Source organism: Rhodoferax sp. (assembly GCF_044236835.1).
GTDB lineage: Bacteria > Pseudomonadota > Gammaproteobacteria > Burkholderiales > Burkholderiaceae_C > Allorhodoferax.
This window is the reverse complement of record NZ_JBIIGC010000013.1, coordinates 12627-35699: the sequence shown is the minus strand read 5'-3', so window position 1 is coordinate 35699 and position 23073 is coordinate 12627. Positions and strand designations below refer to the sequence as shown.

Genomic DNA, 23073 nt, shown 5'->3' with positions numbered 1-23073 from the left:
AACACCGGGCGTGGGAAACCGGGCCAAGCCTAGAACTGTGCCCGGTTGCGCCCCTGCTGCTTGGCCTGGTAGAGCTTGGCATCGGCCTGCCGAAACACTTGCTGCAAGTCGCCTTGGGCCGCCTGAAGCCAATGGCCGCCGATCGACACCGTGGTGACGCCCCAGGCGTTGTTTTTTTCGTGGGCAATGCCGAGCGCCGACACCGCACTGACGATCGCTTGGGCCAGTTGCTGGCAGCGCTCTTGCTTGGCCGATGGAACCAGCACCGCAAACTCTTCGCCACCGTAGCGGGCGGCAAATGCCTGCACCGTCAGGCCCCGTGCGTTGCTGTGCTGGATAGTGGCCTCGATAGCCTGGGCCACACGTTTCAAACAGTCATCACCCGCTTGGTGGCCGTAGTGGTCGTTGTAGTTTTTGAAGTTGTCGAGGTCGAGCATGAGCACGGCAAACGGCGTGCCTGCTTGCGCAGCTGCGCGCCAGGCAGCGTCGGCATGTTGGTCTAGTCGGCGGCGATTGGGCAGCCCAGTGAGTCCATCGTGGTCAGCAATTTTTTGCAGCTGGGCGTGGGCCTGCGTAAGGCGCTGGCGCAGGTTGGCGATGCGGCTCATGGCCTTCATCTTGGCCTCCAACACCGACTCGGGCACGTACTTGGACATGAAGTCATCTCCACCGGCCTCGATGGCGGTGATGAGGTTGTCCACCGTGTCCGAAGAGGTCAAGAAGATGATGGGCGTCCAGGCCCAGTGCTGCGTGGCTTCAATCTCGCGGATCTTGTTGACGGCGACGAAGCCGTTCATCACCGGCATTTCGATGTCCATCAGGATCAAGTCGGCCTGCATGTCGGCAAACATCGTTACCGCCTCCAAGCCGTTTTGCGCATTCACGACCTCGTGGCCGTAGCTCAGCAGGCGCGCGGTCATCACCTTGACGACCGAACGCGCGTCCTCCACCAAAAGAATCTTCATGGGTTTGAGAAACGGAGTTGCGCAGGCGCGCAGTGAATCACTTCACCTGGAAATTGGCGATCTCGCTTTGGAGCACATCGGCCTGCCCGTTGAGGGCGCCCGCTGCAGCGCTGGTTTGCTCGACCAACGCAGCGTTTTGCTGGGTGTTTTGGTCGAGTTCCAAAATGGACCGGCCCACCTCGGACACCGCATTGGCCTGGTCCTTGGCAGCCACCGCAATATCGCTGAGGAATGCGTTGATCTGGCGGGCATTGGTGACCACCTCGGTCATGGTCTGGCCAGCCGCCTCGATCACACGGGTACCGCTCTCCACCCGCTCAACGCTGGCTGAGATCAGTGATTTGATTTCCTTGGCAGCGCCTGCGCTGCGCTGGGCCAGCATGCGCACTTCGCTGGCCACCACCGCAAAGCCACGGCCGGTCTCGCCGGCACGGGCTGCTTCCACCGCCGCGTTGAGCGCCAGGATGTTGGTTTGGAAGGCGATGCCATCGATCACGGTGATGATGTCGTTGATCTTGGCAGACGAGGTGTGGATGTCGCGCATGGTGCTCACCACTTCGGAGAACACGGCTCCACCGCGCTCGGCCACGTGGGCGTTGTCCACCGCAAAGGTGGCGGCCATGGAGGCGCGCTCGGCGGTGGCGCTGGCCATGGCATTGATTTCTTCCATGCTGGAGGACTGCTGCTCTAACGCAGCGGCTGACGACTCGGTGCGCGCGCCCAAGTCGGCGCTGGCGGCGGCAATCTCGCCAGACGCCTCGTGCAAAGCGCGGGCCGAGTGGCGAACCTTGCGGATGAGGATGTGCAGCGCGTCGTAGGCCTTGCGCAAATCGTGGATCACATCGGCGGGTTCGTCACTGCCCCAAGGTTTTCGCGGACGCTGGCGCAGGTCGCCTTCGGCCATTTTGTCGAGGTGCTTGCTAATGAGCAGCAAGCCGCCGCGCGTGACCAAAAAGAAACAGTAAAAGAGGTACAAGGCCAGCACCAGGCCCACGGCCAGCACCACCGTGGTCGTGATGCGGCTGCCCACCATGCCATCGATTCGCGTCACCAAGAGCGTATCCAGCGAATCGACCAGACGCACCAAAAGACCGTGCTGCAGCCCTTGTGCCTGCTCTGCAAGCTGACCAAAGCGGGCCAGCGCTGTCGGGGAAAAGTCCTGCTTCTCAATCAGATGATCGCGCGCGTAGTCAAAAAACTCTTGGGTTGCATCGAAAGTCGGCTTGGCATCGAGTGGGGTGCGCAAACTGTCGTTGTACGCCACCGCCTTGGCCAGGCCGTCGTGCATGTTTTTGAGCTGAAACTGTGCCAGGGTCAGGCTTTGCACCAAGCTGCGCAAATTCGCCGCGTCCAGCGTGCCAGCTTGGAAAGCGGCACGCCCCAGGTTGCCCAACCGAGACGTGCTTTCGGTCAGGTCGGGGATACGGAAGTACGCCGCATCCATCAGATAGTAGGAGTCGATGTCCGGGTCCAGCGTCAAATTGGACGCGTCGGTAGCCTGGCCCAAGAGCATGACCAAAGCGTCTGTGTAAGACGCTGTGCCCCCAGGCTGGGCCACGCCGCCGTGTGCCGCAATCACACCAGCGATCGCCTTTTTGGTGTCTAACTCATTGCCCAGCTGCGCATCTGTGGCCAATAGCTTGTCATGCTCTGACTGCCAACGTGCCTGAATTTGCTGCACCGTGCTGGCGCTGCCGGAAGCCTCGGCGTTGCGCCATTCCTGGGCGGTCTTAATCAAAGGAAATATCGCGCGGTTGTACTCCACACCCACACGCTCTTTCGCAGAAAACCCAATCTGCGTGGACATGTTGCTGTAGTACGCGCGGGACAACCACGCTATGGGCACCAAAAACAAGGCGCAAATCAGCAACGCCTTGGCAGCAAAACGCAAATTGCGCATCAAGCGAATTCCGGGGCCCCGCACGCCGTGCTTACTGACGGGACCTCCACCCGGTTCCTCGCTGTCCGTGGGCGCCAGAAAGGCCCGCAACTCGGTGCTCAAATCACTCTTGGACGACATAAGGACCTCATTTATTCATCGTGATCACACTGTTTACTTGCCTCGGCAGGGCAACGAAAACATAGGGTGAATCGTAACCCGGATTGTTCATTTTTTGATTTTTGCGAGGGCGTGCGGTTGCACATACCGTGCGTAACTGCGCGCAAAGTAGATGAGCGTCTGGCTGGCCTTGAGCACGTGCGTGGCACAAGTCGAGCTTTTGGCTCAGCCAAAATGCCGCCTATGAACTCCTCCAACTACCGCCTCGCCGGCGTCATGGGCTGGCCCATTGCGCACTCCCGCTCACCCATCATCCAGAACCATTGGCTGGATGTGCACGGCCTGTCTGGTGCCTACCTGCCGTTGGCGGTCGCCCCCACACGGCTTGAGGCTGCACTGTCAGGCTTGGCGGCCTTGGGCTTTCACGGTTGCAACATCACCATCCCCCACAAAGTTGAAGCGATGCGCTGGGTACACGACGTCGATGCCAACGCCCGGCGCGTAGGCGCAATCAACACCGTGGTGGTGCAGCCTGACGGCTCGCTCAAGGGCTACAACCACGATGGGTTTGGCTACATCCAGAGCCTATTGGAGGCCCAGCCCGATTGGCGGGCCGACGCAGGACCGGTCGTGGTGCTCGGTGCGGGTGGCGCGTCACGCGCGGTGGTGCTGGCGCTGGCGGACCGGGGTGCCAAAGAGATCCGCCTGCTCAACCGCTCACCTGACAAGGCCCTGGCACTGGCGCACGAGTTTGGCGCGCCGGTGCACGCACTGCCCTGGGACCAACGCCATGCCGCGCTGGCCGATGCAGCGCTTTTGGTCAACACCACCAGCCAAGGCATGCACGGCACCGAACCCCTGGACCTGGATTTGCAGCAACTGCCCTTGCGCGCGCTGGTCTCGGACGCGATTTACGTGCCCTTGGAGACGCCACTGCTGGCCGCAGCGCGCCAGCGCGGCAACCCTGCCGTCAACGGCTTAGGGATGCTGCTGCACCAAGCACGGCCAGCGTTCCAATCGTGGTTTGGGGTGATGCCCGAGGTAAGTGCGGAGTTGCGTGCTTTGGTGGAGGCCACGCTGTAACGTCAAGAAAAAAAGCACCTGGCGAAACCGACAGGTGCTTTTCAATGGAATGTGTTGGTGGGCAGTGCAAGTTTCGAACTTGCGACCCCTGCAGTGTGAATGCAGTGCTCTACCCCTGAGCTAACCGCCCCAACCGAGCGAAGCCTCGCAGTATACAAGCAAATCAGGCTGTTTTCGGCCATTGGGTTTTGCCGCCGCTCGACTTGTCGATCTGCGCTAAGACCTCGAGATGGGCCGCCAACTCTTGCGCGTTGGCAGCAACCACCGGCAGATTGAAGCTGCGCAAATCAACCTCCGGTCGCGCAAGGCCTTGCGAGGCCGGGCCGTCGCTGTCCATCAGCAGCGCGTCCTGTCCGCGGGTGAGATGGATGTAAACATCGGCCAGCAGTTCGGCGTCGAGCAAGGCACCATGCAGAGTGCGGCCCGAGTTGTCCACCCCAAGGCGGGAGCACAGCGCGTCCAAGCTGTTACGTTTGCCAGGAAACATCTCCTTGGCTAGCGCCAGGGTGTCGAGCACACCACGCACATGCGTGGCCAATGGCCTATGCCCCAAACGTCCCAACTCGGCGTCGAGGAATGCTGTGTCAAAGCTGGCGTTGTGAATGACAATGTGCGCCCCCCGGATGTACGCCAGAAAATCGTCGGCTACTGCGCTGAACTTAGGCTTGTCGCGCAAAAACTCCGTGGTGATGCCATGCACCCGCAAAGCGTCTTCGTGGCTGTCGCGTTCGGGATTGATGTACACATGAAAATTGTTGCCGGTGTACTTACGGTTAAGTAACTCCACGCAGCCAATCTCTATGACCCGATCGCCCTGCTCAGCAAAAAGACCGGTGGTTTCCGTGTCTAGAAAAATCTGGCGCATGGCGCGACCTCAGTGGTTTTCTCTGGCGTGATTGATGGAGTATTTCGGTATCTCCACTACCAGGTCTTTCTGGGCCACGATAGCCTGGCAACTTAAACGCGAATTGGGTTCTAAGCCCCAGGCGCGGTCGAGCAAATCCTCTTCGGTCTCGTCGGGCGCGTTGAGCGAGCCTATGCCTTCGCGCACGATGACGTGGCAAGTAGTACAAGCGCAGCTCATGTCGCAGGCATGTTCGATGGCAATTCCGTTGTCCAGCAGGGCCTCGCAAATGGAGGTTCCCACCGGTACCAACACATCCCTGCCTTGGGGACAGTACTCGGCATGCGGAAGAATTTTGATGGTGGGCATGGTGTGAAGTGGTTTTTTTCAAAGAGCGGCAATGTGTTTGCCAGACAGCGCTTGCGCAATGCCCCGGTTCATGCGGGCGGCGGCGAATGCTTCGGTGGCATCAGCCAGGGCTTTGGACTGTCGCTCGATCTCGGCGGGGTCATCGCTGTGCTGGACCCCATGCAGCGCTTGCATTGCCGCATCGATCTGATTGCGCTCTTGGAGCGTCAGCAGATCAGCATCGGCAGCCAATGCGGTGCGTGTGGCCAGCAGCAATCGCTCAGCGTCCAAACGGGCCTCGGCCAAGGCGCGGGCACGCATATCGTGCTCGGCGGTGCCAAAGCTGTCTTGCAGCATCTGCGCGATCTGGTCTTCACTTAGGCCGTACGAGGGCTTGACGTCGATCCGCGCCTCTACTCCGCTGGTCAGCTCGCGCGCCGCGACGTTGAGCAAACCGTCGGCATCCACTGTGAAGGTAACCCGGATCCGGGCGGCCCCGGCCACCATGGGTGGAATACCGCGCAGCTCAAAACGCGCCAGGCTGCGGCAATCGGCCACCAAATCGCGCTCACCTTGGACCACATGCAGCGCCAGTGCCGTCTGCCCGTCCTTGAAGGTGGTGAAGTCCTGCGCCATGGCGGTAGGAATGGTTTGGTTGCGCGGCACGATGCGCTCCACCAAGCCGCCCATGGTCTCCACGCCCAGTGATAACGGAATCACGTCGAGCAGCAGCAAATCGCCCGAGGGGTTGTTGCCCGCCAACTGGTTGGCCTGGACGGCCGCTCCCAGCGCAACTACCTCGTCCGGGTTGAGGTTGGTAAGCGGCGCCTGGCCGAAAAAATCGGCCACCGCCCGCCGAACTTGCGGCATGCGGGTGGCTCCGCCCACCAGCACCACGCCATCGATGTCGCCCACCGCCAGCGACGCATCGCGCAGCGCCTTGCGCGCCGCCTGCACTGTGCGTTGGGTCAAGGACGCAGTGACCGCTTCGAACTGGTCGCGATTGAGCGCCAAATCGATGGAGCCCACCGAAAGTTCCACCTCTGCAGTCACGATATCCTGATCTGTTAACGCCTCCTTGCACTCCCGCGCATGCGCCATCAGTCGGGCTTGGTCTTCGGGGGCATCGATGGCCAGACCCGATTCCTGCAACAGCCATTGCCCCAAGGCGCGGTCGTAGTCGTCGCCACCTAAGGCCGAATCACCGCCGGTGGCCAGCACCTCAAACACACCGGCAGTGAGCCGCAAGATGGAGATGTCGAAGGTGCCGCCGCCCAGGTCGTACACCGCAAAAACCCCTTCCGATGCATTGTCCAATCCATAGGCAATCGCTGCGGCGGTGGGCTCGTTGAGCAGGCGCAACACGTTGAGGCCGGCGAGCTGGGCGGCGTCCTTGGTGGCTTGGCGTTGGGCGTCATCGAAGTAAGCCGGGACGGTGATCACTGCGCCAAAAATGTCGTCGCTAAAGGTGTCTTCGGCGCGGTAGCGCAGCGTAGCCAGAATCTCGGCGCTGACTTCTACCGGGCTTTTTTCGCCCGCGATGGTGCGAATCTTGACCATGCCCGGCGCGTCCACCAGCGCATACGGCAGCGCGCTGGTGCCGACCACATCACGCAAGCCGCGCCCCATCAGGCGCTTGACTGAGCTGACCGTGTTGCCCGGGTCGTCGATCTGGTGTGCCAATGCGTCGTGGCCAATTTGTCTGCGTTGCGTGTCCAGGTAGCGCACCACGCTTGGAACAATAACGCGACCCTGCGCGTCCGGCAAACACTCGGCACTGCCGTTGCGCACCGCAGCTACCAAAGAGTGGGTGGTGCCCAAATCAATGCCGACTGCAATGCGCCGCTCGTGTGGGTTGGGCGACTGCCCGGGTTCGGATATCTGCAAGAGCGCCATGGTGAGCTTTATTCCAACTGGTCGATGCGCTGGCTTAAGTCCAACGCGAATTTTTCTATGAACATCAGCGCGCGCACCGGCGCCACCGCCGCCGCGAAATCGTGCGACCCGTCAAGCAAAGCTGCACATTGTTGCAGTAGCCGCGCTTTGCTGGCCTGGACCGCGTCGGCCAGTTGATGCAGGGTAGTGGCTTCAATCGCTTCGTCGAGTGCCTCACGCCACTCCATCTGCTGCACCAAAAAATCGGCAGGCATGGCCGTGTTGCTGTGGGCTTGGATGGGCGCTCCGGCCAACTCGCACAAATAAGCGGCGCGCTTGAGCGGGTCTTTGAGCCGCTGGTAGGCCTCATTGATACGCACCGACCATTGCATCGCCAGGCGCTGGGCGGACGCCCCGTGGGCTACGAACTTGTCGGGATGGGCCTCTCGTTGCAGAGCCTTCCAGCGCGCATCCAGGTCGGCGCGGTCTTGCGCGAACTGCCTGGGCACGCCAAACAGTGCAAAGTCATCCGCCTGCAGGTTCACACCCGAAACGACTCACCGCAGCCGCACTTGTCACGCTCGTTGGGGTTGTTGAAGCGAAACCCTTCGTTCAAACCCTCGCGCACAAAGTCGAGCTGGGTGCCGTCGATGTAGGCCAGGCTTTTGGGATCGACCAACACTTTCACACCATGGCCCTCAAAGGTGAGGTCCTCTGGCGCGGGCTCGTCGACGTACTCCAGCGTGTAAGCCAAGCCGGAGCAACCAGTGGTTTTGACGCCCAGCCGCACACCGAGTCCCTTGCCGCGTTTGGAAAGGTAGCGGGTGACGTGGCGCGCGGCGGCCTCTGTAAGGGTGACGGACATGGCGTTAGTTCAGGTGCTTCTTCTTGTAATCGTCCACAGCGGCCTTGATGGCGTCTTCGGCCAGGATGGAGCAGTGGATCTTCACCGGAGGTAATGCAAGCTCTTCGGCGATTTGGCTGTTCTTGAGCGCGGCGGCCTCGTCCAGCGTTTTGCCCTTGACCCACTCGGTCACCAGCGAGCTCGACGCAATCGCGGAGCCGCAGCCGTAGGTTTTGAATCGCGCGTCTTCGATCACCCCAGTTTGCGGGTTGACCTTGATCTGCAGCTTCATCACATCACCGCACGCGGGCGCGCCGACCATGCCGGTTCCTACCGACGCATCACCCTTGTCAAAGGATCCGACGTTACGGGGGTTTTCATAGTGGTCCACCACTTTTTCTGAATAAGCCATTGGGTTTACCTCTTCGATCAATACAGGGAAATCAGTGCGCAGCCCATTGAATAGTGCTGATATCGATGCCGTCTTTGTACATATCCCACAAGGGGCTCAGGTCGCGCAGCTTGGCAACGTTCTTTTTGATGGTCTCGATGGCGTAGTCAATCTCGGCCTCGGTGGTCCAGCGCCCAATCGTCATGCGCAGGCTGCTATGCGCCAACTCGTCGCTGCGGCCCAAGGCGCGCAATACGTAGCTGGGCTCTAGGCTGGCCGAGGTGCAGGCCGAGCCGCTGCTCACCGCCAAACCTTTGATACCCATGATGAGAGACTCGCCCTCCACGTAGTTGAAGCTCATGTTGAGGTTGTGCGGCACCCGCTGTTCCGTGTGGCCATTGATGAACACCTGCTCGATGTCTTTGAGCCCCGCCAGCATGCGGTTGTGCAAGGCACTGATGCGCAGGTTCTCGGCGCCCATTTCTTCTTTGGCGATGCGGTAAGCCTCGCCCATGCCAACGATCTGGTGGGTCGGCAAAGTGCCGCTGCGCATGCCGCGCTCGTGGCCCCCACCGTGCATCTGAGCTTCGAGCCGGATGCGCGGCTTGCGCCGCACATACAAGGCACCGATGCCCTTGGGGCCGTAGGTTTTGTGCGAAGTCAGGCTCATCAAATCGACCGGCAAGGTACTCAGGTCAATGTCCACGCGCCCGGTGGCCTGCGCCGCGTCCGTGTGAAACACGATGCCCTTTTCCCGGCACACCGCACCCAGGGCGGCGACGTCTTGAATGACTCCGATCTCGTTGTTCACCAACATCACGCTCGCAAGGATGGTGTCCGGTCGAATCGCCGCTTTGAACGCGTCTAGGTTCACCAAACCGTCGCTCTGCACGTCCAGGTAGGTCACCTCAAAGCCTTGGCGCTCCAGCTCGCGGCAGGTGTCGAGCACCGCTTTGTGCTCGGTTTTGACGGTGATGATGTGTTTGCCGCGCGTCTTGTAAAAGTGCGCTGCACCTTTGAGCGCCAGGTTGTTCGACTCGGTCGCACCCGAGGTCCAGACAATCTCGCGCGGGTCGGCGCCGATCAAGGCGGCCACTTGTTCACGCGCCTTTTCTACTGCTGCCTCCGCCTCCCAGCCCCATGCGTGGCTGCGCGAGGCGGGGTTTCCAAAATGGTTTCGCAACCAAGGCACCATGGCGTCCACCACCCGCTCGTCGCACGGGTTGGTAGCGCTGTAGTCCATGTAGATGGGGAAATGCGGGGTGGTGTCCATAAGAATGTGGGATTGGCTCGGTTGGGTTCGTTGGGTCGCTGCTCGCGCTGTGCGCTGTGTCAGCCCTCGGAAAAAGAGTTACCCAATGCGAACACCGAATTGGGGGCATTGACGCGGATGGGATGGGACACCGGCATGGGGGCGATGGCGCGCTTTACTCTGGGCGTGTCTTGCACATCCAGGCCTTTGGCGAGCTGGTCGTCCACCAGCTTTTGCAGGCTGACTGAGTCGAGAAACTCCACCATACGAACGTTAAGGGATGCCCACAAATCATGTGTCATGCAGCGGGTGCCCTCACCCAGGCAGTTTTCCTTACCGCCGCACTGAGTGGCGTCGATGGGCTCGTCGACCGACACAATGATGTCGGCCACCGTGATGTCGGATGCCTTGCGCGCCAAGGTATAGCCACCGCCCGGGCCCCGGGTGGACTCCACCAACTCATGGCGACGCAGCTTCCCAAACAACTGCTCTAGATAAGACAAGGAAATTTGCTGGCGTTGGCTGATTGCCGCCAACGTGACCGGTCCGCCCCCTTGGCGCAGCCCCAGATCGATCATGGCGGTGACCGCAAAACGGCCTTTGGTGGTGAGACGCATGGAACACTCCTTGGATTCCGACTTGGAACCGTTTGGTTGACTAACTCGGTCAACTATACCACTAGCCCGAGTATTTTGATCGGGTACCTAGACTGACCAGTCACCAAAGGGTCATTGCCCCGCCGGGAGGATGGCCACCAGGTTGTCGGAGCCCGGCGCGCCGAAGGTCTGCTCCTTCAAGATCTTTAGCTGGTCGCGCACCCGCGCCGCCTTCTCGAATTCCAGGTTGCGGGCATGTTCCATCATTAACTTTTCCAGGCGCTTGATCTCACGGGAGACATCTTTCTCGCTCATTTCTTCCACCTGGGCACGCTGCTGGGCGTCGCGCTCCAGCCGCTCGGCTTCCTTGCCGGCCTTCTCGCTGTAGACGCCGTCGATCAGGTCGCGCACCTTTTTGACAATGGCACGCGGCGTGATGCCGCGCTCTAGGTTGTGGGCGATTTGCTTCTTGCGGCGCCGCTCGGTTTCGCCGATGGCGCGCTCCATCGAATCGGTGATCTTGTCGGCATACAGAATCGCCCGGCCTTCTAAGTTCCGAGCGGCACGGCCTATGGTCTGGATCAGCGAGCGCTCAGATCGCAGAAAGCCCTCTTTGTCGGCATCCAGAATCGCCACCAGCGACACCTCGGGAATGTCCAGGCCCTCGCGCAGCAGGTTGATCCCCACCAGCACATCGAAGGCTCCCAGGCGCAAGTCGCGCAGTATCTCCACGCGCTCCACCGTGTCCACGTCGCTGTGCAAGTACCGCACCTTCACACCGTTGTCGGTCAGGTAGTCGGTCAGCTGCTCGGCCATGCGCTTGGTCAGCGTAGTGATAAGCACCCGCTCGTTTTTCTCGACGCGGATGCGGATTTCCTGCAGCACATCGTCCACCTGGGTGGTGGCCGGTCGCACCTCGATCTCCGGATCCACCAAACCGGTGGGGCGCACCAACTGCTCCACCACCTGGCCCGCGTGGTCTTTTTCCCAATGGGCTGGCGTGGCGGAAACGAACACCACCTGGCGCATCTTGGTCTCAAACTCTTCAAACTTCAGTGGCCGGTTGTCCAGCGCGCTGGGCAGCCGAAAGCCGTACTCGACCAAGGTGGTCTTGCGCGAGCGGTCGCCGTTGTACATACCGCCAAACTGCCCTATGAGCACGTGGCTTTCGTCCAGAAACATCAGCGCGTCTTTGGGCAGGTAGTCTGTCAGGGTGGCAGGAGGATCGCCAGGGGCGCCGCCACTCAAGTGGCGCGAGTAGTTCTCAATGCCTTTGCAGTGGCCCACCTCGGAGAGCATTTCCAAGTCAAAGCGGGTGCGTTGCTCCAGACGCTGCGCTTCGACCAGCTTGCCCAGGCCAAGCAGCTCCTTGAGGCGATCGGCCAGCTCTTGTTTGATGGTCTCCACCGCCATCAGCACTTGCTCGCGCGGGGTCACGTAATGGCTGCTGGGGTAGACCGTGAAACGCGGAATCTTTTGGCGAATGCGACCGGTCAGTGGGTCAAACAACTGGAGTGACTCGATCTCCTCGTCAAACAGCTCGACCCGAATCGCCATCTCGCTGTGCTCGGCCGGAAAAATGTCTATGGTGTCACCGCGCACGCGGAAGGTGCCGCGTGAGAAATCCATGTCGTTGCGCTGGTACTGCATGCGCACCAATTGCGAGATCATGTCGCGCTGGCCCAGTGTGTCACCCACCCGCAGCGTCATGATCATCTTGTGGTAGGCCTCGGGCTGGCCAATACCGTAAATGGCCGACACCGTGGCCACGATGACCACGTCGCGCCGCTCCAAAACACTTTTGGTGCACGACAGGCGCATTTGCTCGATGTGCTCGTTGATGGCCGAGTCCTTTTCGATAAACAGGTCGCGCTGGGGCACGTAAGCCTCGGGCTGGTAGTAGTCGTAGTAGCTTACGAAGTACTCCACCGCGTTCTTTGGAAAGAACTCGCGAAACTCGCTGTACAACTGCGCCGCCAGCGTCTTGTTGGGGGCAAACACAATCGCCGGGCGCCCCAGGCGGGCAATCACATTGGCCATGGTGAACGTCTTGCCCGAGCCAGTCACGCCCAGCAAGGTCTGGAACACCTCGCCGTCGTTGACGCCTTCCACCAGCTGGCGAATCGCCTCAGGCTGGTCCCCTGCGGGCGGGTAGGGCTGGTACAGCTCAAACGGAGAGTCAGGAAAGCGTACAAATTCGCCAGTGCGGGGGGCGACAGCGTCGTCTGCTTCGGCAAGTGCCAAGGGTGGGGGGGTGGTCATACGGCAGTGGCATCCGGTGGCAAAACAGCAACTGTAGTCCAGCCTGCGCGCCCATGCCTGTTTGGCTTGCTGCGAGACCATCGGGACTGATTTAGGCCGCAGTTGGGCCGCTAAAATGCCCCCTCGCCCAACACGCATTTGACTGTTGTTCTGCACTTTTTCCCAGGAAGCGTCCATGTCTCTTTTCTCCGCTGTCGAACTCGCCCCGCGTGACCCGATCTTGGGTATCAACGAGCAGTTCGCCGCCGACACCAACCCCAACAAAGTGAACCTCGGCGTGGGCGTGTACTTCGACGACAACGGCAAGCTGCCCCTGCTCCAGTGTGTGCAGGCCGCCGAGCGGGCCATGATGGCCACACCCACCGCACGCGGCTACCTGCCCATCGACGGCATCGCCGCCTACGACGCTGCCGTCAAGGGCCTGGTGTTCGGTGCCCAGTCGGAGCCGGTCCTATCCGGCCGCGTGGCCACGGTGCAGGCCATTGGCGGGACCGGCGGATTGAAGATTGGCGCGGACTTTTTGAAGAAAGTCAGTCCCAACGCCAAGGTATTGATCTCTGACCCCAGCTGGGAAAACCACCGCGCGCTGTTTACCAACGCAGGTTTCGAGGTGGGCAGTTACGCCTACTACCACGCAGACAGCCGAGGCATCGATTTCGCGGGCATGCTCGCCGGCTTGCAAGCCGCCGACGCCGGCACCATCGTGGTGCTGCACGCCTGCTGCCACAACCCCACCGGCTACGACATCACGCCGGCCCAGTGGGACCAAGTGATTGCCGTGGTTCAGGCCCGGTCGCTCACTCCATTTCTGGACATGGCCTACCAAGGCTTCGGCCACGGTATCGCCGAAGACGGCGCGGTGATTGGCAAGTTTGTCGCTGCAGGCCTTCGCTTTTTTGTGTCCACCTCGTTTTCCAAGAGCTTTAGCCTGTACGGTGAGCGCGTGGGAGCGTTGTCGGTGCTGTGCCAAGACAAGGAAGAAGCCAGTCGGGTGCTGTCGCAACTCAAGATCGCCATCCGCACCAACTATTCCAACCCGCCCATCCATGGTGGTGCGGTGGTGGCAGCGGTGCTCAACGACCCGGCGCTGCGTGCCCAATGGGAGCAAGAGCTGGGCGAGATGCGCCAACGCATCAAGGCCATGCGCCATGCGCTGGTCGACGGCCTGCGTGCCGCAGGCGTCAAGCAAGACATGGGCTTTATCACTGCCCAAATTGGCATGTTCAGTTACTCGGGACTGACCAAGGACCAGATGGTGCGGCTTCGCACTGAGTTCGGTGTGTACGGCACCGACACAGGGCGCATGTGCGTTGCCGCGCTCAACAGCAAGAACATTGCCTACGTGTGCCAATCCATTGCCAAAGTGGTTTGAGCCAAATTGGTCTCAATTTGGTTGCCGCGCAAGTGGGGAACCACTCTATTTTGAATGTGGGAATGCTGTTATATTGCACTGCAACAATCTTTGAAAAGAGCCCCCCATGCTGTACCAAATCTACGAAACCCAGCGCGCTCTGCTAGAGCCGTTTTCCGACTTGGCACAGTCGGCAGCCAAGGTGTATGCCAACCCGCTGTCTTTGTGGGGCCAGAGTCCGCTTTCGCAACGTATTTCGGCCAGCTACGACCTGATGCACCGCCTGGGCAAGGACTACGTCAAGCCCGAGTTTGGTTTGCGCACCATCGAGGTCGACGGCGCGGAAGTCGCTGTGCATGAGCGCATTGAAATCAACAAACCATTTTGTGAATTGCGCCGCTTCAAGCGCTTTAGCGACAACCCCGAGACCTTGAACCGCATCAAGGACCAGCCAGCGGTGCTGATCGTGGCGCCCCTGTCGGGACACTACGCCACCCTATTGCGGGACACGGTCAAGCAGATGCTCCAAGACCACAAGGTCTACATCACCGACTGGAAGAACGCACGCTTGGTGCCGCTGTCGGAGGGCGAGTTCCATTTGGACGATTACGTCAATTACGTGCAGGAGTTCATCCGCCATGTGCAAAGCCGTTACGGCAACTGCCATGTGGTGAGCGTTTGTCAGCCCACCGTGCCGGTGCTGGCAGCGGTATCGCTGATGGCCAGCCGCGGCGAGACAACTCCCTTGACCATGACGATGATGGGCGGCCCCATTGACGCGCGCAAATCACCCACAGCAGTCAACAACTTGGCCATGACCAAGAGTTACAGCTGGTTCGAAAACAACGTGATCTACCGTGTGCCCACCAACTTCCCGGGCGCGGGTCGGCGGGTGTACCCTGGTTTCTTGCAGCATGCCGGCTTTGTGGCCATGAACCCTGACCACCACGCCAAAAGCCACTACGACTACTTCGAAGACCTGATGAAGGGCGATGACACCAGCGCCGAGGCCCACCGCAAGTTTTATGACGAGTACAACGCGGTGCTGGACATGGACGCCGACTACTACTTGGAAACCATTCGTGTGGTGTTCCAAGACTTTGCTTTGGTCAATGGCACCTGGGATGTGCGCAACCCCAAAGGCACGCTCGAGCGGGTCAAGCCCGCTGACATCCGCACCACCGCGCTCCTGTCCATCGAGGGCGAGTTGGACGACATTTCCGGCTCAGGCCAAACCCGAGCAGTGCACGACATCTGCACCGGTGTGCCCAAGTCATTGCAAACACACTACGAAGCCAAGGGCGCTGGCCACTACGGCATCTTCTCGGGCCGACGTTGGCGCGAGATGGTGTACCCGCAAGTGCGCTCCTTTATCCAAGGCCACCACCCTGCTACTGCCGATGCTGCAGTGCAGCCCACCAAGGCCAAAGCAGCAACCGTGGTGACCACGACAACCCGAAAGCGCGCCGCGCCGGCCAAGCGCAGCCCAGCCCCCACCGCCGCAGCGCCTTCGGCCCCCGCCCGCTCGCGCAGCCGAACCGTGAAGTGAACCCCGCTGCGCAGGCTGCGCCCTCGCTGGCGCAACGACTGCTAGATGCCCTGCCCCAGACCCAGTGCACTCGCTGCGGATACCCTGACTGCGCGGGCTATGCGCAGGCTGTAGCTGCCGGTGAGGCGCCCATCAACCAGTGTCCACCAGGAGGGACCCAGGGCATCGCCCGGCTGGCGGCCATCACCGGTGACGCTGTATTGCCGCTGAACCCGGAGTTTGGAACTGAGGCACCACGCTGGGTGGCCGTGATCGATGAAGCCTGGTGTATCGGTTGCACCCTGTGCATCAAGGCCTGTCCGACGGATGCCATTGTGGGCAGCAACAAGCGTATGCACACGGTGCTGGAGCCCTACTGCACCGGTTGCGGCCTGTGCTTGCCGGTGTGCCCAGTCGATTGCATCGGCACCGAGACGGTTTCGAACGAACGCACCGGTTGGGATGCGTGGAGCCCTGCTCTGGCCGGTCAGGCTCGCGCACGCTACCAAATGCACACCGAACGCGTCCAGCGTGAAACCGAGTCACACGCTCAGGCCCAACAAGCCAAGGCAGAGCGCAAGCTGAGCAACTTAGTAGAGCACTCACAGCTCACTGACCCAGCGGTGCTGGACAAAAAACGGGCGGTGATTGAGGCGGCATTGGCAAAAGCGCGACAGCGCCAGCAGGCGCCATTCACCGCGCCAAAGCCAGCACCCTGATGCTCCCCAGGCAGCGCCTAAGCTACGAGGGCGGTGCAACCAATACGTTGTAACGAGCTCGGTGGGATGGGGCCGCTGTAGCTAGACCGCTTTGGCGGAGCGCGCCAAAAGCCCCGCGATCAGAGGGCTTGCATCAAGCTCTTATAAACGCCGCATCCCAGGTAGACATCGTCGACCTTGACCACGTAAGACATCTTGGTTTGCACCCGCCCAGTTAGCGGGTTGGCGATTTCATACTCCACCCAACCGGGACTGGCTTCGGCCTGGTGGACGATGGATGCAATGAGCGCATTGCCGTCGATACCCGCAACATCCTGCACGCGGGTGCCCACCTTAGCTTGGTTCCCTGCAAAGGCCAAATACTGCCCCTGGCGGTCGAGCACAAACACATACATGTCGCGGTCAAACAAGCCGGAATGCTGGGCGGTCACTTCACGGATGAAGGCATCACGGGAACCGGTGGCGCGGCGCAGTTCCATCGCGCTATCGACCAGCGCGCGGGCCTCGTCGGCTGAACCCTGCTGCAGCTTGAATACCGCCACCGCATCGGCCAACACGCTCGCCCGGTCTTGCAAGGCGGTGGCCTGGCTGACCGCCTGCTCCACCATGGACGCGTTTTGCTGCGTGATCTGGTCGAGTTGGCGGATGGCCGTGGTGATTTCAGAAAGGCTGGCACTCTGCTCTGCGGTGGAGGCTGAAATGTGTGACATGTTTTCCGCCACACCGCGCACGCCCTTGGCGATCTCGGTGATGTTCTTGGCGGATTCGCGGATCTGCTGCACACCGGCCGCAACCTGGGTGGATGACGTGGTGATCAGCTGCCGAATTTCTTTGGCCGAGGCAGCCGAGCGTTGCGCCAGCGAGCGCACCTCGGTGGCGACCACCGCAAAACCGCGGCCCGACTCGCCAGCGCGGGCGGCTTCGACCGCCGCATTGAGCGCAAGGATGTTGGTCTGGAAGGCCAACCCATCAATGACGCCAACGATCTCGTCCATGCGCCGGGTGCTGGCCTCAATGGCTTCGATCGACTCGATGGCATTTTGCATACCCGCGGCACCCTGTTCGGCCACACTGCGCACCTCTTGCGCCACGCGGTCCGAAGCTTGGGCCGCATTGGCGTTGTCCTGCACCGTCGACGCCAGCTCTTGCACGCTGGCCGAGGTTTGCTCCAGATTGGCCGCTTGCTGCTCGGTGCGGTCGGACAGGTTGCGGTTGCCCATCACCAGCACCTCGCCCGAGCCTGCGACCAGCGCCGAGTTACTGCGCACGCTGGCCACCATCACTGAAATGTTGTTGACCATCACATCCATGGAATGGGAGATTTCAGACAGCTCGTCGGCACCTCGGATCCGCACCTTATGGCGCAGGTTGCCGCTCGCCGTCTCTTCCATAAAGCGCAGCACCTGGCGCAAATCGGCAAGAAAACTCAGGTTGAAGGAGAGCATCAGGTACACCAGCAGCGCAATCGCCAGCACGCTGACGCCCAGCATCACATACAGGCTAACGTTGAGTGACTGTTCGCGCTCGAGCAACAGGCGCACCATGGTCTGGTTGACCAAGTCGTGGTACTGCGCCACGGCCGAGATGGCTTGGGTACCGGCAGCGAAATACGTGTCGGCGTTGCCTGTGGCCGCACCCACTTGAAAGCGCTGCTGGGTCAGGGTGACGAAGGCGTCCACCGCAGCCAAGGCATCGGCGCCACTGGCTTCTTTGAATCCCACGCGTCCGAGCACATTCTGCGCATACAAAACGTCGCGACTCCAGGCCTGCAACTCGCCCGCCAGCAACTGGGTGCGGGCGATAGCCACTTCGTTGAGTTCTGCGCCGCTGAGGTACCCCGAACCTGCGCCACGCAGGCGGCCCGCCTTTTCTTGCAAAGCAATGAGGCGCGACACCGACATGTCCATCAACAAATAGGTCTGCGGGTCGGGGTCGTACAGCAGACCCGATTGGTCGGCAACACCATACACAAACCGGGACAAATCTTCCACCAGAGCCGTGTGAAAACCAAAGGCGTGGGGCCCAGGCTTGCCCTCGGATTCCTGGGGCAACGCACCCAAGCGCGCTCGCAGCGCTTGCCACTCCGCACCGTTGACGTGTGCCTGTGGATCGCCTACCAACTGGTCTAAGGTTTGCACCGCCTTCGCCAGCGTGCTGCGGGTCTCGCTGAGTGCGGCTTGCACACTGGTGTCGCCAGAGAGCAAGCGGTTGGTCTGGCCCCGGTGCGTTTGCACGCTGCGAATGACATCGGCCGCGTGCTCCACCACCTCCACGCCGGCCACCTCAGAACGGGTGATGCGAATGTCGTCCAGTGTGCGGGTGACCGTTTGCCATGCGATCCACAGCATGGGCACCAAAGCGACGAGAAAAACGATGCTGAGTTTGGATCCGAAGCGCATCTTGCGCATGATCCACATGCCGGGGGCGAGCACCTGAAGACTCATAACGGGCGTTCTCGGGGAAAGTATTTGGTGCGGGGACTGTATCGTTTTTTTGTCCAATATCCGCCAAAACCCTCTGCCCCACCGCGGTAAGCCGCTTGGGGCTTGCCAATAGCGTGACTAACTTCCCGATAGGGCCGCCACCACCTCGGGTGGCGCCTGCACCAACTCGATCAACACGCCTTCGCCGGACACTGGAAACTCCGCGCTCGAGCGCGGGTGTAAAAAGCAAATGTCATAGCCCGCCGCGCCCTTGCGGATGCCGCCTGGCGCAAACCGCACGCCCTGGGCGCTGAGCCATTGCACCGCCGCCGGCAGGTCATCAATCCACAGACCCACGTGATTCAGGGGCGTGGTGTGCACCGCTGGCTTCTTCTCCGGGTCGATGGGCTGCATCAAGTCCACTTCCACGGTGTGGGGGCCCACGCCGAGGCTGCAGATGTCTTCGTCCACGTTCTCGCGCTCGCTCTTGAAAGTGCCGGTGATGGGCAAGCCGAGCAAGTCCACCCACAGGGTTTTGAGGCGGCTCTTGTCGGTTCCGCCGATGGCGATTTGCTGGAGTCCCAGCACTTGGAAAGGTCGTTGCATTGCTAGGTTCTCCCAAGTGGGCTTACGCGAATTCCACAATCGGCTGGTCCACGGTGAGCGACTCGCCCTTGGCCGCTAGCACTTTGCCCACCACACCGTCGGCCGGGGCGAACAGCACGTTCTCCATTTTCATGGCCTCGATGACGGCGATGCGCTCACCGGCCTGCACCTTTTGCCCCGGCACCACGGCCACGTCGACCAACAAACCGGGCATAGGCGAGAGGACAAAGCGGCTCATGTCGGGTGCCGCCTTGAACGGCATCAGGGCATGCAGCTCGGCCATGCGGGGGGACACCACCAAGGCGTCGATCCGCGTGCCGTTGTGCTGCACCCGCAGCGCCAACGGGTTCTTGGGCGTACCGCGCTCCACCTGCGCGGTAAAGGGCTGGCCGTTGACCGTGCCCACAATGGCAATGTCGTTCAAGCGCGACTGGCTGCGTATCTCGTACACCCGCTGGGCCACACGCACCCGCGCCGAGCCGCTGTCGCCCATGAATTCGTCTACATGCACCGGGGTGTAGATGCTCTTGCCATTCGCCGACAAGGTGACCACCACATAGTCTTTTCCCACGTTGACCGCGTAGCCCGGCAACTGGCCGCTGATGCTGGCAGCACGCTCACGCGATTTGCGGCGCACGAAGGCTGCCAGCGCCAACAAGAACGCCGCGTCCTCATGCGGCACGTCTTCGGCTGCGAAGCCTTTGGCGTAATGCTCTGCAATGAAGCCCGTATTGAAATCTCCCGCCACAAACTTGGGGTGCGCCAGCAGCGCGGACTGGAACGGAATGTTGCTGGAGACACCGCGGATCACAAAACCGTTGAGCGCCTCGCGCATTTTGGCAATCGCATCCAGACGGTCTGTGCCGTGCACGATGAGCTTGGCGATCATCGAGTCGTAGTACATCGGAATCTCGCCGCCATCTTGTACGCCGGTGTCCACCCGTACGCCATAGAGATGCGCGGTGTCTCCCTGCCACATGGTTTGCGCAGGCGGTGCGAAGCGCACCAAGCGCCCGGTGGAGGGCAGAAAGTTGCGAAACGGGTCTTCGGCGTTGATGCGGCACTCCATCGCCCAACCCTTGCGCTGCACATCGGCTTGGGTAAGCGGCAGCTTCTCGTCAGCCGCCACACGAATCATCAACTCCACCAAGTCCAAGCCGGTGATGGCTTCGGTGACCGGGTGCTCCACTTGCAAGCGGGTGTTCATCTCCAAAAAGTAAAAGCTCTGGTCCTTGCCCACCACGAACTCGACGGTGCCCGCGCTTTGGTACCTGACCGCCTTGGCCAGCGCCACCGCCTGCTCGCCCATGGATTTGCGGGTGGCGTCGCTGATAAAGGGCGACGGCGCCTCCTCAATCACTTTTTGGTGGCGGCGCTGAATGGAACATTCGCGCTCGTTCAAATACAGCACGTTGCCATGCGAGTCGCCAATCAGTTGAATCTCGATATGGCGCGGCTCCTCCACAAATTTTTCGATGAACACACGGTCGTCGCCAAAGCTGTTGCGCGCCTCGTTGCGGCAACTGGTAAATCCCTCCAGCGCCTCTTTGTCGTTGTAGGCCACGCGCAAGCCCTTGCCGCCACCGCCAGCACTGGCCTTGATCATCACCGGGTAGCCGATGCCTTTTGCAATCTCCACCGCCTTGTCTGCTGACTCGATCGCGTCGTTGACCCCCGGAATGCAATTCACCCCGGCAGCGCCCGCCAGCTTTTTGGATTCGATCTTGTCGCCCATGGCGGCAATGGAATAGTGCTTTGGACCAATGAAAACAATGCCCTCTTCTTCCACGCGCTTGGCGAAGTCAGCGTTTTCACTCAGGAAACCATAGCCAGGGTGCACGGCTTGCGCGCCAGTCTGCTTGCAGGCAGCGATGATTTTTTCGGCCTGCAAATAGCTCTCCCGGCTGGGCGCGGGACCGATGTGCACCGCCTCGTCGGCCAGCGCGACGTGGCGTGCTTCTTTGTCGGCGTCCGAGTAGACGGCAACGGTTTGGATGCCCATCTTTTTGGCAGTTGCAATCACGCGGCAGGCGATTTCGCCGCGGTTGGCGATCAAGATTTTGGTGAACATCGATTTCTCCTAACGTGATGGGGGGAGCAAGCGTGTGGCTCGCTCACAAGTGTTTCTGAGCCCGCAGCGGGCCCTGGGTGCCTGCCTCCGCGAATGTCCTCCGGCCGCTGTGCGGCCTCCCCCTTTATTTCGCTGCGGCAGGCACCCAGGGCCCGCTGCTGCGAAGGGAGTTTTGCTGCGACTCGTAAACGGTACGCATGCACACATCCCAGGCGCGGGATGCCCGGGTGTTTTGCGTGGGTAAAGGAGGAGGCCGAAGGCCGGGGGACACGGAGCAAAACACCCGGGCGTCCCGCGCCGTGCGTGAGAAAAGCACGACCGCGCCGTGGGAGATAAAAACAAGAAACCACCGCAGGAAAAAACACGCAGCAGTTCACAGCGGAATGTTCCCGTGCTTGCGCCAAGGGTTCTCAATCTTCTTGTCCTTGAGCATCACCAACGAGCGGCAAATCCGCTTGCGCGTCTCGCTGGGCAAAATCACATCGTCAATGAACCCACGCGCACCGGCCACAAACGGATTGGCAAAACGTGCCTTGTACTCCGCCTCCTTGGCCGCCAGCTTCTGAGGGTCGCCCTTGTCCTCGCGAAAGATGATCTCCACCGCCCCCTTGGCGCCCATCACCGCAATCTCCGCATTGGGCCAGGCAAAGTTCACGTCGCCGCGCAGGTGTTTGGATGCCATCACGTCATAGGCACCGCCGTAGGCCTTGCGGGTGATCACCGTAATCTTTGGCACGGTGCACTCGGCATAGGCGTACAGCAACTTAGCCCCGTGCTTGATGATGCCGCCATACTCTTGAGAAGTTCCGGGCATGAAACCGGGCACGTCCACAAAGGTAATCACCGGGATGTTGAACGCATCGCAAAACCGCACAAAGCGCGCCGCCTTGATGCTGCTCTTGATGTCCAGGCAACCGGCCAGCACCAGCGGCTGGTTGGCCACGATGCCCACGGTCTGCCCGTCCATGCGGGCGAAGCCGATCAGGATGTTCTTGGCGTACTCGGGTTGAATCTCGAAAAAGTCGCCATCGTCCACCGTCTTGACGATCAGCTCCTTCATGTCGTACGCCTTGTTCGGGTTGTCCGGCACCAGCGTATCCAGGCTTTTGTCAATGCGGTCGGCAGCATCACCGCTTTTGCGCACCGGCGCCTTCTCGCGGTTGGACAGCGGCAGGTAGTTGTAGAGGCGGCGCAGCATCAGGAGGGCCTCCACGTCGTTGTCAAACGCCAGATCGGCCACACCGCTCTTGGTGGTGTGGGTGATGGCGCCGCCCAGCTCTTCGGCGGTGACCTCTTCGTGCGTCACGGTCTTGACGACCTCGGGACCGGTCACAAACATGTACGAACTGTCTTTGACCATGAAGATGAAGTCAGTCATGGCTGGGCTGTACACCGCGCCGCCGGCGCTGGGGCCCATCACCATGCTGATCTGCGGAATCACGCCGCTGGCCATCGCGTTGCGCTGGAACACATCGGCGTAGCCACCGAGTGATGCCACGCCCTCTTGGATTCGGGCGCCGCCCGAGTCGTTGAGGCCAATCACCGGGGCACCGACCTTCATGGCCTGGTCCATCACCTTGCAAATCTTCTCGGCGTGCGCCTCGCTCAAGGCGCCGCCAAATACGGTGAAGTCTTGGCTGAAGACGAACACAAGGCGGCCATTGATCATTCCGTAACCGGTGACCACGCCGTCGCCCGGAATCTTCTGCTCGGCCATGCCGAAGTCGACGCAGCGGTGCTCGACAAACATGTCCCACTCTTCGAACGTACCCTCGTCGAGCAGCACCTCGAGGCGCTCGCGTGCGGTGAGTTTGCCTTTCTTGTGCTGGGCGGCGATGCGCTTGTCTCCCCCACCCTGGCGCGCGAGTTCGCGCTTGGCTTCGAGCTGTTGAAGAATGTCTTGCATGCGGTGTCCT

General features: G+C 61.1%; 19 protein-coding genes and 1 tRNA gene. 4 read left to right on the top strand and 16 right to left on the bottom strand.

The annotated features are described in order from the left end of the window. Nucleotides 1-29: 29 nt before the first annotated feature. Both ACILRC_RS10370 and ACILRC_RS10365 read right to left on the bottom strand, forming a co-directional pair. Nucleotides 30-965, bottom strand: a complete 936-nt coding sequence (locus ACILRC_RS10370) for a diguanylate cyclase domain-containing protein (protein WP_395669291.1) — start codon at nt 963-965, stop codon at nt 30-32. A gap of 37 nt (nt 966-1002) precedes the next feature. Next, complete coding sequence (locus tag ACILRC_RS10365; protein WP_395669290.1) at nt 1003-2985, bottom strand: methyl-accepting chemotaxis protein; 1983 nt, start codon at nt 2983-2985, stop codon at nt 1003-1005. Nucleotides 2986-3207: 222 nt separating this feature from the next. On the opposite strand from ACILRC_RS10365, the gene ACILRC_RS10360 reads away from it, so the two are divergent. Next, nucleotides 3208-4047 (top strand): shikimate dehydrogenase, encoded by an 840-nt coding sequence (locus tag ACILRC_RS10360; RefSeq protein WP_395669289.1) that lies wholly within the window; start codon nt 3208-3210, stop codon nt 4045-4047. A 55-nt stretch (nt 4048-4102) separates the two neighbouring features. On the opposite strand, the gene ACILRC_RS10355 is transcribed toward ACILRC_RS10360, so the two are convergent. The 10 genes from ACILRC_RS10355 to uvrB form a co-directional block, all read right to left on the bottom strand. Further along, a tRNA-Val gene (locus ACILRC_RS10355) sits at nt 4103-4177 on the bottom strand. Nucleotides 4178-4210: 33 nt separating this feature from the next. Continuing rightward, nucleotides 4211-4912 (bottom strand): DNA polymerase III subunit epsilon, encoded by a 702-nt coding sequence (gene dnaQ, locus ACILRC_RS10350; protein ID WP_395669288.1) that lies wholly within the window; start codon nt 4910-4912, stop codon nt 4211-4213. A 9-nt stretch (nt 4913-4921) separates the two neighbouring features. Further along, a complete protein-coding gene (gene fdx, locus ACILRC_RS10345) occupies nt 4922-5260 on the bottom strand; it encodes an ISC system 2Fe-2S type ferredoxin (protein ID WP_395669287.1) in 339 nt (112 codons plus the stop codon). A gap of 18 nt (nt 5261-5278) precedes the next feature. Then, entirely contained in the window at nt 5279-7135 is a 1857-nt protein-coding gene (gene hscA, locus ACILRC_RS10340) for a Fe-S protein assembly chaperone HscA (RefSeq protein ID WP_395669286.1), read from the bottom strand. Nucleotides 7136-7143: 8 nt separating this feature from the next. Then, nucleotides 7144-7659 carry a Fe-S protein assembly co-chaperone HscB gene (hscB, locus tag ACILRC_RS10335; RefSeq protein ID WP_395669285.1) on the bottom strand — a complete coding sequence of 172 codons (516 nt, stop codon included), beginning with the start codon at nt 7657-7659 and terminating at the stop codon, nt 7144-7146. Further along, the gene (gene iscA, locus ACILRC_RS10330; RefSeq protein WP_395669284.1) at nt 7656-7979 is read right to left on the bottom strand and encodes an iron-sulfur cluster assembly protein IscA; all 324 of its coding nucleotides are present in this window, start codon (nt 7977-7979) and stop codon (nt 7656-7658) included. Before iscA ends, hscB begins: the two co-directional genes overlap by 4 nt. Before the next feature lie 4 nt (nt 7980-7983). Next, on the bottom strand, nt 7984-8370 hold the full coding sequence (gene iscU, locus ACILRC_RS10325; protein ID WP_395669283.1) for a Fe-S cluster assembly scaffold IscU: 387 nt from the start codon (nt 8368-8370) through the stop codon (nt 7984-7986). A gap of 31 nt (nt 8371-8401) precedes the next feature. Then, complete coding sequence (locus ACILRC_RS10320; RefSeq protein ID WP_395669282.1) at nt 8402-9622, bottom strand: IscS subfamily cysteine desulfurase; 1221 nt, start codon at nt 9620-9622, stop codon at nt 8402-8404. Between the two features lie 59 nt (nt 9623-9681). Continuing rightward, nucleotides 9682-10218, bottom strand: a complete 537-nt coding sequence (locus tag ACILRC_RS10315; RefSeq protein ID WP_395669281.1) for a Fe-S cluster assembly transcription factor — start codon at nt 10216-10218, stop codon at nt 9682-9684. Between the two features lie 111 nt (nt 10219-10329). Continuing rightward, nucleotides 10330-12459 carry an excinuclease ABC subunit UvrB gene (uvrB, locus tag ACILRC_RS10310; protein ID WP_395669280.1) on the bottom strand — a complete coding sequence of 710 codons (2130 nt, stop codon included), beginning with the start codon at nt 12457-12459 and terminating at the stop codon, nt 10330-10332. A gap of 175 nt (nt 12460-12634) precedes the next feature. Here uvrB and ACILRC_RS10305 point away from each other — a divergent pair, with 175 nt between their 5' ends. From ACILRC_RS10305 to rsxB, 3 genes are all read left to right on the top strand, one after another. Continuing rightward, nucleotides 12635-13831 carry an amino acid aminotransferase gene (locus ACILRC_RS10305; protein ID WP_395669279.1) on the top strand — a complete coding sequence of 399 codons (1197 nt, stop codon included), beginning with the start codon at nt 12635-12637 and terminating at the stop codon, nt 13829-13831. A gap of 106 nt (nt 13832-13937) precedes the next feature. Further along, a complete protein-coding gene (locus tag ACILRC_RS10300; protein WP_395669278.1) occupies nt 13938-15359 on the top strand; it encodes a polyhydroxyalkanoate depolymerase in 1422 nt (473 codons plus the stop codon). Next, on the top strand, nt 15356-16057 hold the full coding sequence (rsxB, locus tag ACILRC_RS10295) for an electron transport complex subunit RsxB (RefSeq protein WP_395669277.1): 702 nt from the start codon (nt 15356-15358) through the stop codon (nt 16055-16057). The genes ACILRC_RS10300 and rsxB overlap by 4 nt, the downstream gene beginning before the upstream one ends. A 119-nt stretch (nt 16058-16176) precedes the next feature. Here rsxB and ACILRC_RS10290 read toward each other — a convergent pair whose 3' ends face one another. The 4 genes from ACILRC_RS10290 to ACILRC_RS10275 form a co-directional block, all read right to left on the bottom strand. Beyond that, nucleotides 16177-18501 (bottom strand): methyl-accepting chemotaxis protein, encoded by a 2325-nt coding sequence (locus tag ACILRC_RS10290; RefSeq protein ID WP_395669276.1) that lies wholly within the window; start codon nt 18499-18501, stop codon nt 16177-16179. Between the two features lie 117 nt (nt 18502-18618). Beyond that, nucleotides 18619-19086, bottom strand: a complete 468-nt coding sequence (locus tag ACILRC_RS10285; protein WP_395669275.1) for a VOC family protein — start codon at nt 19084-19086, stop codon at nt 18619-18621. A 22-nt stretch (nt 19087-19108) separates the two neighbouring features. Next, the gene (locus ACILRC_RS10280) at nt 19109-21157 is read right to left on the bottom strand and encodes an acetyl-CoA carboxylase biotin carboxylase subunit (RefSeq protein WP_395669274.1); all 2049 of its coding nucleotides are present in this window, start codon (nt 21155-21157) and stop codon (nt 19109-19111) included. 373 nt (nt 21158-21530) lie between these two features. Beyond that, nucleotides 21531-23063 carry an acyl-CoA carboxylase subunit beta gene (locus ACILRC_RS10275; protein WP_395669273.1) on the bottom strand — a complete coding sequence of 511 codons (1533 nt, stop codon included), beginning with the start codon at nt 23061-23063 and terminating at the stop codon, nt 21531-21533. Between the last annotated feature and the right edge of the window lie 10 nt (nt 23064-23073).

Coding starts and splice junctions, on each gene's coding strand:
- ACILRC_RS10370 (WP_395669291.1), bottom strand. CDS start 965: ATGAAGATTCTTTTGGTGGAGGACGCGCGTTCGGTCGTCAAGGTGATG.
- ACILRC_RS10365 (WP_395669290.1), bottom strand. CDS start 2,985: ATGTCGTCCAAGAGTGATTTGAGCACCGAGTTGCGGGCCTTTCTGGCG.
- ACILRC_RS10360 (WP_395669289.1), top strand. CDS start 3,208: ATGAACTCCTCCAACTACCGCCTCGCCGGCGTCATGGGCTGGCCCATT.
- dnaQ (WP_395669288.1), bottom strand. CDS start 4,912: ATGCGCCAGATTTTTCTAGACACGGAAACCACCGGTCTTTTTGCTGAG.
- fdx (WP_395669287.1), bottom strand. CDS start 5,260: ATGCCCACCATCAAAATTCTTCCGCATGCCGAGTACTGTCCCCAAGGC.
- hscA (WP_395669286.1), bottom strand. CDS start 7,135: ATGGCGCTCTTGCAGATATCCGAACCCGGGCAGTCGCCCAACCCACAC.
- iscA (WP_395669284.1), bottom strand. CDS start 7,979: ATGTCCGTCACCCTTACAGAGGCCGCCGCGCGCCACGTCACCCGCTAC.
- iscU (WP_395669283.1), bottom strand. CDS start 8,370: ATGGCTTATTCAGAAAAAGTGGTGGACCACTATGAAAACCCCCGTAAC.
- ACILRC_RS10320 (WP_395669282.1), bottom strand. CDS start 9,622: ATGGACACCACCCCGCATTTCCCCATCTACATGGACTACAGCGCTACC.
- ACILRC_RS10315 (WP_395669281.1), bottom strand. CDS start 10,218: ATGCGTCTCACCACCAAAGGCCGTTTTGCGGTCACCGCCATGATCGAT.
- uvrB (WP_395669280.1), bottom strand. CDS start 12,459: ATGACCACCCCCCCACCCTTGGCACTTGCCGAAGCAGACGACGCTGTC.
- ACILRC_RS10305 (WP_395669279.1), top strand. CDS start 12,635: ATGTCTCTTTTCTCCGCTGTCGAACTCGCCCCGCGTGACCCGATCTTG.
- ACILRC_RS10300 (WP_395669278.1), top strand. CDS start 13,938: ATGCTGTACCAAATCTACGAAACCCAGCGCGCTCTGCTAGAGCCGTTT.
- ACILRC_RS10290 (WP_395669276.1), bottom strand. CDS start 18,501: ATGAGTCTTCAGGTGCTCGCCCCCGGCATGTGGATCATGCGCAAGATG.
- ACILRC_RS10285 (WP_395669275.1), bottom strand. CDS start 19,086: ATGCAACGACCTTTCCAAGTGCTGGGACTCCAGCAAATCGCCATCGGC.
- ACILRC_RS10280 (WP_395669274.1), bottom strand. CDS start 21,157: ATGTTCACCAAAATCTTGATCGCCAACCGCGGCGAAATCGCCTGCCGC.
- ACILRC_RS10275 (WP_395669273.1), bottom strand. CDS start 23,063: ATGCAAGACATTCTTCAACAGCTCGAAGCCAAGCGCGAACTCGCGCGC.